General features: G+C 67.8%; 7 protein-coding genes and 1 pseudogene. 3 read left to right on the plus strand and 5 right to left on the minus strand.

Annotated elements, in window-relative coordinates:
* Together UK23_RS51075 and UK23_RS46050 are read right to left on the minus strand one after the other, a co-directional pair.
* The coding region (locus tag UK23_RS51075) for a twin-arginine translocation signal domain-containing protein (protein WP_156213877.1) at positions 1-148 on the minus strand (148 nt) is incomplete at its 3' end.
* Positions 149-173: 25 nt separating this feature from the next.
* Positions 174-1,667 carry a glycoside hydrolase gene (locus UK23_RS46050; protein ID WP_196778183.1) on the minus strand — a complete coding sequence of 498 codons (1,494 nt, stop codon included), beginning with the start codon at positions 1,665-1,667 and terminating at the stop codon, positions 174-176.
* Between the two features lie 254 nt (positions 1,668-1,921).
* Here UK23_RS46050 and yicI point away from each other — a divergent pair, with 254 nt between their 5' ends.
* Complete coding sequence (yicI, locus tag UK23_RS46055) at positions 1,922-4,156, plus strand: alpha-xylosidase (protein WP_082115523.1); 2,235 nt, start codon at positions 1,922-1,924, stop codon at positions 4,154-4,156.
* On the opposite strand, the gene UK23_RS46060 is transcribed toward yicI, so the two are convergent.
* Positions 4,149-4,985, minus strand: a complete 837-nt coding sequence (locus UK23_RS46060; RefSeq protein ID WP_196778184.1) for an SGNH/GDSL hydrolase family protein — start codon at positions 4,983-4,985, stop codon at positions 4,149-4,151. The genes yicI and UK23_RS46060 overlap by 8 nt on opposite strands.
* Positions 4,986-5,116: 131 nt before the next feature.
* Here UK23_RS46060 and UK23_RS46065 point away from each other — a divergent pair, with 131 nt between their 5' ends.
* Entirely contained in the window at positions 5,117-7,774 is a 2,658-nt protein-coding gene (locus UK23_RS46065; RefSeq protein ID WP_045318183.1) for a hypothetical protein, read from the plus strand.
* On the opposite strand, the gene UK23_RS46070 is transcribed toward UK23_RS46065, so the two are convergent.
* Positions 7,735-8,721, minus strand: coding sequence for a PaaX family transcriptional regulator C-terminal domain-containing protein (locus UK23_RS46070; RefSeq protein ID WP_045318189.1), 987 nt, complete (start codon positions 8,719-8,721; stop codon positions 7,735-7,737). The genes UK23_RS46065 and UK23_RS46070 overlap by 40 nt on opposite strands.
* Before the next feature lie 8 nt (positions 8,722-8,729).
* Positions 8,730-10,388 carry a right-handed parallel beta-helix repeat-containing protein gene (locus tag UK23_RS46075; RefSeq protein ID WP_231114991.1) on the minus strand — a complete coding sequence of 553 codons (1,659 nt, stop codon included), beginning with the start codon at positions 10,386-10,388 and terminating at the stop codon, positions 8,730-8,732.
* A 159-nt stretch (positions 10,389-10,547) separates the two neighbouring features.
* Between UK23_RS46075 and UK23_RS46080 the strand changes: the two are divergent.
* A pseudogene (locus UK23_RS46080) lies at positions 10,548-11,275 on the plus strand (DUF1996 domain-containing protein); the annotation flags it as partial.

The following is an 11,275-nucleotide window of genomic DNA, read 5'->3' on the forward strand; positions in this document are numbered from 1 at the left end:
ACTGGCGCACACCGACGGCGAACGGTTTGGTGGGTGCGGTGCCGAGCGCGCCGGCCAGTGCGGGGCTCGCGCCGAGCAGGGTCGCGCAGCCCGCGGTCGCCGCCGCGGCCGTGCTCAGCTTCAGGAAGGTGCGTCGTTGCATCGTCATGATGACTCCTTGCAGGGAAAAGGGCCTAGCGGAAGGTGTAGGTGGTGATGCTCCTGGCCGGCAGGGTCAGCGCGGCGACGCCGTTGGACACTGACGGCAGGCCGATCGCGGCGAGGTTCTCGGAGGCGCTGGTGCGGTACGCGCCGGTCGCGGCCGCGGCCGGGAGTCGCAGGCTCACGTCCTGGGTGCTGTTGTTGACGTTGTTGACGACCAGCGTCCAGGTGCCGTTGAGCTGGGTGGCCATGATCTGCACACCACTCTGCGCGCCGGTCACGGGGTGGCGGACGGCTCCTGGGCGGACGAACTTGCTGTACTGCCCGAGCGCGTAGAACCGCTTGGTGAGGTAGAGGCTCTGGTTGCCGTTGCGCGCGTAGTCCGGATCGAAGTAGATCAGCCCGTCGTTGTAGCCCTTGGTGTTGATGGTGGTCGCACACGAGGGGGCACTGCCGGGGCTGCAGCCCATGACCTTCGACAGCGCGGTCCACCAGTGGAACGCCGAGTCGCCGGACACGGTGAAGTCCCGGTGGATGATGCTCGCCATGGCGAGACCGCCGGTGATGGTCGGGTCGTACTGGGCGCCGTACGCGGGCGTGCTGCTGTTGTTCCAGCAGCAGATCTCGGTGGCCCACGTGGGTTTGCCGAAGCGCTTGGCCATCGCCGGGATCTTGGCGAGGGTCGAGTCGCCGGCGAAGTCGTAGGTGTGGTGGGCGAGGTTCGCCACGTACTGCGCGGTCCCCGGCTGGCTGATCCACTGCGGGACCTCGTTGAGGAACCTGGCGACCTTGTCGGTCTCGTCGGCGCTCACGCGGGTGGAGGGTGCCCGTGACGCCAGGGTCTGGCCCAGCGCGCGCACGATGTCGTCGCGCAACCCGACGGGGGTCAGCATGCCTTCTTGACTGCACTGGGAGAAGGAGACGGCGGGCTCGTTCATGGGACTGATGTAGTTGATCTTCACGCCCTCGGCGGCGAAGTGCGTGACGATGTCGGCCAGGTAGGAGGCGTACGCCTGGACCGATCCCGACTTCAGGGTGCCGCCGCAGGTTTTGCCGTTGGACATCCACGGTGCCGGTGCGCTGTTGACGAAGCCGACGATGTCCGGCACCCCGAGCTGGGCCGCGTAGCGCAGGAAGGTGGTGCCGCCGGGGTCGCGGCTCCAGTCGTACCGGCCGGGTGAGGTCATCAGCGACTGCGGTGCCCGGTCACCTGCCTGCACCCCGGTACCGCCGCCACCGATGTTGTAGCGGTACGCCGACAGCTGGATGCCGCTGGGGCCGAACAGGAGCTCCGCCGCCCGCTGCTGGACGGCGGGGGAGAAGCGGGCGAGGTCGTTGACCCACCAGGCGCCGGACGCCCCGATGTTCTGGATCGTCTGCGCCGGGGCCGGCGACACCTGGGCCACCGCCGCCGCGCCCACGTCCGCGATCGCCGCGGCGTCGAACCCGGTCGCACCCGTGATGCTCAGGAACAAGGCTGCCGTGAACGCGCCGGCCCTCTTTCTGGATCCGTTTCTCCGCAACACGTCACTTCGCTCCTTTGTCCTCTGTGGATGGACGTGATGTCTGGGAACGTTCACAGTAGCGGGCTGCAACGCTCTGCGCTGACCTCCGGATTTGACACTTCTTGCCAAGTAAAAGTGCACGACACGTCGCTGTGAACGTTCCCATCAAGCCGGATCGGCAAGACTTCCTCAACGGGCGTGTTAGCGCTAACGTTTCGTGCGTGGAAAGGGAATTGAAGCGATTCGATTCGAATTCGAACGGCGAAAGCGGTCGAATGAAGTTCAGCAACGGTCACTGGCTGCTGCGCGACGGCGTGCAGGCGGCGCATCCGGTCGAGGTCTACGACATCACCCAGTCAGCGGGGGAACTCGTGGTGCACGCGCCGACCCGCCCGATCCGCCATCGTGGCGACCTGTTGCAGGGCCCGGTGGCGACGGTCCGGTTCTCCTCGCCGATGCCGGACGTCATCGGGGTGAGCCTCACGCACTTCGAGGGCGAGCGGCGCAGGCAACCGGAGTTCCCGCTGGCCACCGCGGAACCGTACGTGCACCTCACCGACGACACGCTCACGTCCGGTGCGCTGGAGGTGAAGGTGAGCCGCGACTGGCGGGTCGAGTTCGCCGCCGACGGTCACGTGCTGACCTCCAGCTCCGCCAAGGGCATGGGCTTCATGACGCTGGACGGCAAGCACTTCGTCCGCGATCAGCTCTGCCTCGGCGTCGGCGAGGTCGTCTACGGGCTGGGCGAGCGGTTCGGGCCATTGGTGCGCAACGGGCAGACCGTCGACATCTGGAACGCCGACGGTGGCACGAGCAGTGAGCAGGCGTACAAGAACGTGCCGTTCTACCTGACGAACGCGGGTTACGGCGTGTTCGTCAACCATCCGGGCCATGTCTCGTTCGAGGTGGCCTCGGAGAAGGTGTCCTGCGTGCAGTTCAGCGTCGAGGGGCAGTCGCTGGAGTACTTCGTGATCTACGGGCCGAGCCCCAAGGAGATCCTGCGCAAGTACACGTCGCTGACCGGCCGCCCGGCGATGCCGCCGGCGTGGTCCTTCGGCCTGTGGCTGTCGACGTCCTTCACGACCTCCTACGACGAGCAGACGGTGTCCGGCTTCATCGACGGCATGATCGAGCGCGATCTGCCGTTGAGCGTGTTCCACTTCGACTGCTTCTGGATGCGCGAGTACAACTGGTGCGACTTCGAGTGGGACCCGCGCACGTTCCCGGACCCGGTCGGCATGCTGGACCGGCTCAAGGCGAGAAGCCTGCGGATCTCGGTCTGGATCAACCCCTATGTGGGACAACGGTCTCCGCTGTTCGCAGAGGGGGTGGAGGGCGGCTATCTGCTCAAGCGCCCCAACGGCGACGTGTGGCAGTGGGACCTCTGGCAGCCCGGCATGGCGTTGGTGGACTTCACCAACCCGGCCGCCCGCGAGTGGTACGCGTCCAAACTGGATGCACTGCTCGACCAGGGCGTGGACTGCTTCAAGACCGACTTCGGCGAGCGCATCCCCACGGACGTCGAGTACTTCGACGGCTCCGACCCTGAGCGGATGCACAACTACTACGCCTACCTCTACAACAAAACGGTCTTCGAGGTGCTGAGCAAACGACGCGGTGACGGTGACGCGGTGGTGTTCGCCCGTGCTGCCACGGCGGGATCGCAGCAGTTCCCGGTCCACTGGGGCGGTGACTGCGAGTCGACCTACGAGGCCATGGCGGAGAGCCTGCGCGGCGGGCTGTCCCTGGGCCTGTCGGGTTTCGGCTACTGGAGCCACGACATCGGTGGCTTCGAGGGCACCCCGGACCCGGCGTTGTTCAAGCGGTGGATCGCGTTCGGCCTGTTGTCGTCGCACAGCCGCCTGCACGGCAGCAGGTCGTACCGGGTGCCGTGGCTGTTCGACGAGGAGGCGGTCGACGTGCTGCGGGTGTTCGCCAAGCTCAAGGCACGGCTGATGCCGTACCTGCACCACGCCGCGCGGCAGGCCGCCACCGAGGGCACGCCGATGATGCGCGCGATGGCGCTGGAGTTCCCGGACGACCCGGCGTGCACCCACCTCGAACGCCAGTACATGCTCGGCGACAGCCTGCTGGTGGCGCCGGTGTTCTCCGACCGCGGCGAGGTGTCGTTCTACGTGCCGGAGGGCACCTGGACCGACTTCTTCACCGGCGCTCCGGTGCCCGGCGGCCGGTGGACGACGATGTCGTGCGACTTCCTCACCGTGCCGTTGCTGGTCCGGCCGAACACCGTGCTGCCGCTGGGTTCCGTCGACGACCGTCCGGACTACGACTACGCGGACGGCGTCACCCTGCAGCTGCACCAGCTCGACGACGGCGCCTCGATCACCACCGAGGTCGCCGGTTCGACGTTCCGCACGCGCCGGAGCGGCGACCGGATCGTGGTCGAGGTCGAGTCCGCTCCGGCCGCGTGGCAGGTCCAGTTGCCGGGCCGGGACCCGGTTCCGGGCCCCGGCAACGCGGCATCCGTCGAGATCGACGAGCTCACTTGAGGTGGCTGGAAAGGGGAATCCGTTGGTCGCGCAGCGCCTTGGCCACGACACCGGCGATCTGCCTGGCTCCGGCAGCCTCGAAGTGGGTGTGGTCGTTGCAGAAGAAGGCACCGACCGGGCCCTTGGAGTAGTCACCGTCGTTGGGGCACAGCTTCAGCGTGTTGTAGAGCGTGTAGCTCAGCTTGTGCAGGTCGATGACGGTGACCCCGGCGGCCCTGCCCGCGTCGGCCGTCTCGGTGAGGAAGCCGCGGGTGCCCACGGCGGAGTTGCCGCTGCACTTGATCGCCGAGACGGGTGTGAGGAAGATCGGGGTGACACCGCGGTCCTTGGCCGCCTTGGCCATCACGCCGAGCAGCTCCTTGTACCGTGCGGAACCCACGTGGCGAGGGCAGTTGCGGTCGCCGTCGTTGATCCCGAACTGGATCATCAGGTAGTCGCCGGCCTTCATCCCGTTGTTCGGGTCGAGCATGTTCAGCCAGCGCTGGTGGAACGTCTTGGGGCTCACCACGCACTCGCCCGCGGAGTCCTTGGTGCTCTTGACGTTCGACTCGTAGAGCCAGGTCTGGATGCTCCGGCCCGCGACGGCGTTGTTCACCACCGTGACGTCGTTCTTGAACAGCGGGTCGAACTGGCTGCCCCAGCCCACCGGGCAGCTGGACTGCGGGTTGGACATCGTCGAGTCGCCGGCGAGCCAGACCTTCACGCTCGCGGCACTGGCCGATGCCTTGGTGGCGGGGGAGCAGTCGGGCTGGTCGGCGGCCGCCGGACCTGCTCCGGTGAGGAGAGGAAGGACGGCGAGCGCCGCCAATGTCAGAAAACGTTTCCGCACAATGGTCTCCAGACGGCAGGGATTGTCTGATGTAGACGGAAAAAGATCTGCTGACCGAGCATACCCTTTGTGTCTTAGGCTGGAAAGCGCTTTCCAAGGCTAGTGCCTCGTACCCGAAAGGGAGTTGACGCATGTCTCCACTCACCCGGCGGACCCTGTTGGTCGGTGGTTCTGCCTTACCCCTGGCCATGTCCGCGTCGATCGGCAGAGCCGCGGCGGAGTCCGGTGAACCGACCGAGGTGCACTGGCTCGAAGGCGGTGCCCCTGCCGAGATGACCGGCGTGACGTGGGGAGTGCCGTGGCCGAAAGGACGACTGAGGCCGGACCAGTCGTTCGGGTTGCGCACACCTGACGGAACCGCGGTCGCGATGCAGACGTGGCCGATCGGTTTCTGGCCCGACGGTTCGCTGAAGTGGAGTGCCCACACGATCGGTGCCGCACCGGCGGCCGAGCGGTACCTGCTCGCCCCTGGTCCGCCGGCGGCACCGGCGAAGGCCGTGACGGTGGTGCGGCAGGCCGGCCGGATCGTGGTCGACACCGGCGTCGCGCGTTGCGTGATCAACCGCAGCGGGCGGGTCCTGATCGACTCCGTTGCCCGTGGCGGCAAGGTCGTGGCGCGCAAGGGCGAGCTGGTGTGCCTGCGTGAGAACGAGCGGTACACCGGTGAGGTGCACAAGGTGACCGTCGAGCAGAACGGGCCGGTCCGCGCGGTGGTGCGGATCGAGGGCAAGCACCGCGCCGAACGCCGGGCTCGCGCGTGGCTGCCGTTCACCATCAGGCTGTACTTCCACGCGGGCGCCGAGAGCTTCCGCATGGTGCACAGCTTCGTCTTCGACGGCAAGGCGTCCGACGACTTCATCCGCGGCCTCGGCGTGCGGTTCCAGGTACCGATGTCCGACGAGCCGCACAACCGGCACGTCCGGTTCGCGAGCGCGGACGGCGGCCTGTTCACCGAGGCGGTGCGCGGCATCACGGGCCTGCGCCGTGATCCTGGTGCGGCGGTCCGTGCGGCTCAGATCGCCGGGCGGGCCACGCCCGCGGTGTCCACTTGGGACACGAGGGTGAGCTCGCGGCTGCCGTTGATCCCGGCCTGGGGCGACTACACGCTGAGCCAGCTCACCGCGGACGGGTTCGAGATCCGCAAGCGGACCAAGGAGGGCTTCGGCTGGGTGCACGCCGCCGCGGGCACCAGGGCGGGCGGGTTCGGTTACGTCGGCGGGGTGAGCGGCGGGTTCGCGTTCGGGCTGAGGAACTTCTGGGAGACGCATCCGACTCAGCTCGACATCCGCGGCGCGGCCGGCGACTCGGCCGAGGTCACGCTGTGGCTGTGGTCGCCCGACGCGAGGCCGATGGATCTGCGGTTCTACCACGACGGGATGGGCATGGACACCTATCCCGAACAGCTGGAGGGCCTGGAGATCACCTACGAGGACTACGAACCGGGATTCGGTGACCCGTACGGCATCGCGCGGACCAGCGAGCTGATGTTCTGGGCGCTGGACGCCACGCCATCAGCGGAACGTCTTGCCGCACAGGCCTCCGCGGTCCGCACGCCGCCGTTGCTCGTCACCACGCCGCAACGGATGCGCGCCGCGGGTGTGTTCGGCGACTGGTCTCCCGTGGACAGGTCGACGCCGGCCAAGGCCGCGATCGAGGACCGGCTGGACTTCCTCTTCGACTACTACCGCAAGCAGGTCGGGCAGCGTCGCTGGTACGGGTTCTGGGACTACGGCGACGTGATGCACACCTACGACAACGACCGGCACGAGTGGCGCTACGACGTCGGCGGGTACGCGTGGGACAACTCGGAGCTCAGCACCGACCTGTGGCTCTGGTACACCTACCTGCGGTCCGGGCGGGCGGACGTCTTCCGGATGGCCGAGGCGATGACGCGGCACACCGGCGAGGTCGACGTCTACCACCTCGGCAAGTACGCGGACCTCGGCACGAGGCACGGCGTGCAGCACTGGGCGGACAGCGCCAAGCAACTGCGCATCAGCACCGTGGCCAACCGCCGGTTCCTCTACTTCCTCACCGCCGACGAACGCATCGGTGACCTGATGCACGACCTGGTCGACGCGGACAAGACGTTCCTCGCGCTCGACCCGTTGCGCAAGGTCCGCACCGAACCGTACGAGCCGGACCCGAAAGCGCTGGCGATCAGCCTGGGCACCGACTGGGGCGCGCTCGCCGCCGCGTGGTTCACCGAGTGGGAACGAGGAGGCGACCCGATCGCGAAGACCAAGCTGCTCAACACCTGCACCGCGATCGGTGAGCTGAAGAACGGGTTCATCACCGGCCAGGGCATGTACGACCTGACCACGGGCAAGTTCGCCACGAACACGGTCGCGGTCTCCGTGTCGCACCTCAGCGCCGTGTTCGGGCTGGTCGAGATGTGCAGCGAGATCATCGCCGCGGCCGACCTGCCCGGGTTCGAACGGGCCTGGCTGCAGTACTGCACGCTCTACAACGGCACGGCCGCCGAGCAGATCGCCGCGGTCGGGCAGTCGTTCGGCAGTCTCAACCTCAAACAGGCGCACTCCCGCCTCACCGCCTACGCGGCTTTCCGGACGAACAACCCCGCGCTGGCCACTCGTGCGTGGGGTGAGCTCGACCGCGGCGAGGCGGGCTATCCGGCGAACGGTCCTTGGCGCAGCGAGAGAATCACCGGTCCGGTCGTGCTCAACCCCGTGGACGAGGCGACCTGGGTGTCGACGAACTCGACCGCGCAGTACGGGCTGGCGGCGATTCAGTGCCTCGCACTGGTCGGCGACAGGATGCCCGGATAGACGCCGGCGGCCATCTCGGCCACCGTGTGGGTCGCCAGCTCGGGGCGCGGCACCTCCCCGACGCGCGAGATGACGGCCCGCACGTGGTCGAGCGCTGGATCGGCGAGCCCGTCGTACGCCGCCAGGAACACCGTTCTGGCACGGGATCGCGGCCACGCGGAGGGCAGGAGGCCCTGTGGGAGGAGGGGATCGAGAGCGGGGAAGCGCCGGTAGGTGTCCATCACCGCGGTGCGGGCGCGGACCGCGGCCGCACCGGTGATGCGTCCTGCCTCGACGCGCGGCAGGACGGGTTCCCAATGCCGGATGAACGTGTCGTACGCGGCCGCGATCTCGTCGAGGTCCCACGCCTCGATCGGGTCGCGCGTGGACCACGACCGGTGTGGCAGGTGCTCTGCGCGGAAAGCGGTGATCGTGCCGTGGCTGACCAGTTCCGCGTGCGTTTCCTCGGTCAACGGATGCGGCGACACCCACACACCGTCGTAGAGTGGGGCGAAACCACGCCACCGCAACTCGGTGCGCAGGACGCTGCGTTCGGCTTTCTCCTCTTTCGGCACCGTGAAGACGACGACCGTCCACAGTCCGTCCCACCGGTCGCGCTCGGTGCCGAACGCGGCGATGGAGGTGCCGCCGAGCGACAGGTTGACAGCGGCCGCGCCGGTCAGCCGGTGGGAGCTCCGCCTGCCCGCCTTGTGGCCTTCCAGGACGCCTCGCTTGGTCAGTCCGCTGATGGCGGCCCGCGCGGCGGCCGCGGTGACCCCGAACTCGCCCAGCAGAGCCACGATCGCCGCGGTGGGCAGCCAGGCGTGGCCGCTCAGCGTGCAGTCCGCGATCAGCGTGACCGCCAGGCCCTGGGGTGAGCTGCCGCGTTGCCGTCGGGGCAGGCGGACCACGTCGGGGAAGATCTCCTCGGCGTCGAACGGTTCGACCACGGCGCGCGCTCCCGTCATCGACACTTCTAGGCGGTGTGCTCGAACGCGCCGATGTCGGGTTTGCCGTTGTACAGCGGGGTTCCGGCGAAGTCACGGCCGCCGGGGTTGTCGATCCGCACCCCGCGGTCGATCGCGGGGGAGCCGGCCCGCACCTTCAGCGCGAACGCGAGGTCGAGGCGTGGCCCGGACTGCGGCGTGCCGGTGCCCTGGCCGGGGGTCGCGACGAACTTCGGGTCGCCCTTGACCGCGCTGGTGTCGTCGGCTGGGACCGGCAGGGTGCCGCTGTAGAGGTTGTTGCGGTAGTGCACGGTGGAGCTGGTGCTGATCGCCGCGTTGGCCACGGTCGAGTGGATGACGTTGTTGGTGATGGTGTAGGTCGACTGCAGGCTCTTGCCGTAGCCGTAGATCGCGTAGTTGCTGCGGGTGTTGTAGATCGTGTTGTGGTACACCGACGCGCGCGAGGCCGGATCGGAGTGCAGGTAGATCTGGTAGCGGGTGTTGCGGGCGATCACGTTGTAGCGCGCGACGACGTCACCGAAGACGAACTGGCACAACAGGATGCCGTCGCCGTTGTCGTGGACGTAGTTGTACTGGACGACCTGCCGCGTCGTGGCCTTGTCCGGGTCGATGCCGTTGGAGTCCGCCCCACCGGCCCGCTGCTTCGTCTCGGACACCTCGTTGAACTGGATGGTCACGTCGTCGGCGAAGTAGGTCTCGATGCCGGACGTGCCGGTGCGGTTCACCACGTTGCGTTCGATCAGCGCGTGCCGGACGTTCGTGATGTACATGCCGTTGCACCCGTACTCGGTGTTCGGGTGGCTGATGTGGTTGCCGCGGATGACGACGTTGGTGTGCGGGGCGAACTTCGGGTCGTCCGCCTTGGCCCGGTTGCCCCAGCCGGTCGCGACCGCGCCGGGAGCGTCGCCGCTGTACTGCTTGACGACGATGCCGGCGAACGACGTGTTCGCGATGACCGAGTTCTGGATGGTGATGCCGTTCAGTGCCGTCGGCGTGGCCGGTGGCGCCGACGGGTTGGGAACGCCGGTGTCGAAGACGATGCCGCCGGTCCTCTTCGAACGGTCCCAGCCCATCTGGAACCTGATGCCCGGCTTGTCGCCCGCGGTGTCGCCGCCGATCCAGTTCACCTCGCCGGTCACGTCGTGGACGTGCACGCCGTCGACGAGGAAACCCTGCAGCTGCTTGCCGTTGTCGCCGGTGACGTGGATGCCCCGCAGGTCCTTGAGGTTCTGGCCGGGCGTGCCGGTCGCCGGCGCCGCGTTGGTCACCTCGAGGCCGCGGATCGTCCAGAACTGCTGGTTGGACAGGCGAACGGCGTCGGCGACCTGGCCCGCGCCGTCGATGCGGGGTGCCGTGCCGGTGCCGTAACCGCCGATCGTGATGGGCATGGCCGCCGTGCCGGAACCCTTGGGCCACAGCTGGCCCGTCCAGCGGCTGCCCGCTCGCAGCAGGATCTGGTCGCCGGGCTGGAACGTCGTGCTGTTGACACGGGCGAGAGAGCGCCAGGCGTGGGCGCTGTCGAGGCCGGACGCGCTGTCGTTGCCGCCCGTGGCGTCGACGTAGTACGCGGTGCCGGCCAGTGGTTCGGCGTGGGCGGTCTGCGGCACGATCGCGGTGAGCGCGACCATCATCGCAGCACAACTCCTGAACCGTTTCAACAGCCGCATGCGTTGAGGCTAGGACGAAGTCGTCGATCCGGACAATCCCATCGAATCGACGTCGACCAGGCCGTTCGACGGTCATTCGATTCGAACGCAATCGAAATGAGCCGTTTCGATTCCCCGTCCGTACCCCGGGGTATGAGCCTCTACAAAGGACAGCCTCTCGTGCTGAAGGTCGCGGCCGGCGCGCTGGGCCTAGTCGCGGTCGGTGCGCTCGTGGTGGCCGCTACGAGCAGCGACGGATCCGCGCTGGCCGACGGGGCGGACAAGAGCTTCTTCGTCGACATCACGAAGGTGAAGCCCAACGTCAAGAAACCCAGACCGGAGAACGACGCGACCACAGGCACCTTCACGGTCGACTGCGGCCGCAACGAGAACAAGCACTTCAACCCGGACAACTTCATCGCGCAGCCGGGTGTCCGCAACGGTGCCCAGCACCTGCACGACTACGTGGGCAACCTGGACACGGACGCGGACTCGAACAACAAGTCGCTCGAGGCGGCGGGCACGACGTGCAAGAACGGCGACAAGTCCGCCTACTTCTGGCCCGTGATCCGCATCGACGACGACGATGACCAGACCAAGACGGTGAGCTGCCCGGACGTCAAGAGCAAGCTGCCGGACGTGCCGAGCCAGGCGAAGGCGGAGGTCGACCGCAACCTGCAGCTGCTCAAGACCCAGATCGACGAGGCCGACAAGCGTCTCGCCAAGAACGAGAACCCCCGCGACAAGAACTTCAACCAGAACGCGATCGTCGGGCCGTTGAAGGACAAGCGGGTCGCCACCATCGACCGCATCGCCATCGCGATCGGCCGCAACGCGCAGAAGCCTCAAGGTCTCGAGAAGCTCGCGCCGTGCCAGCTCGGCGAGGGCAAGGCCAACGAGAACGAGCT

The organism is Lentzea aerocolonigenes, from assembly GCF_000955955.1.
Taxonomy (GTDB): Bacteria; Actinomycetota; Actinomycetes; order Mycobacteriales; family Pseudonocardiaceae; genus Lentzea; species Lentzea aerocolonigenes_A.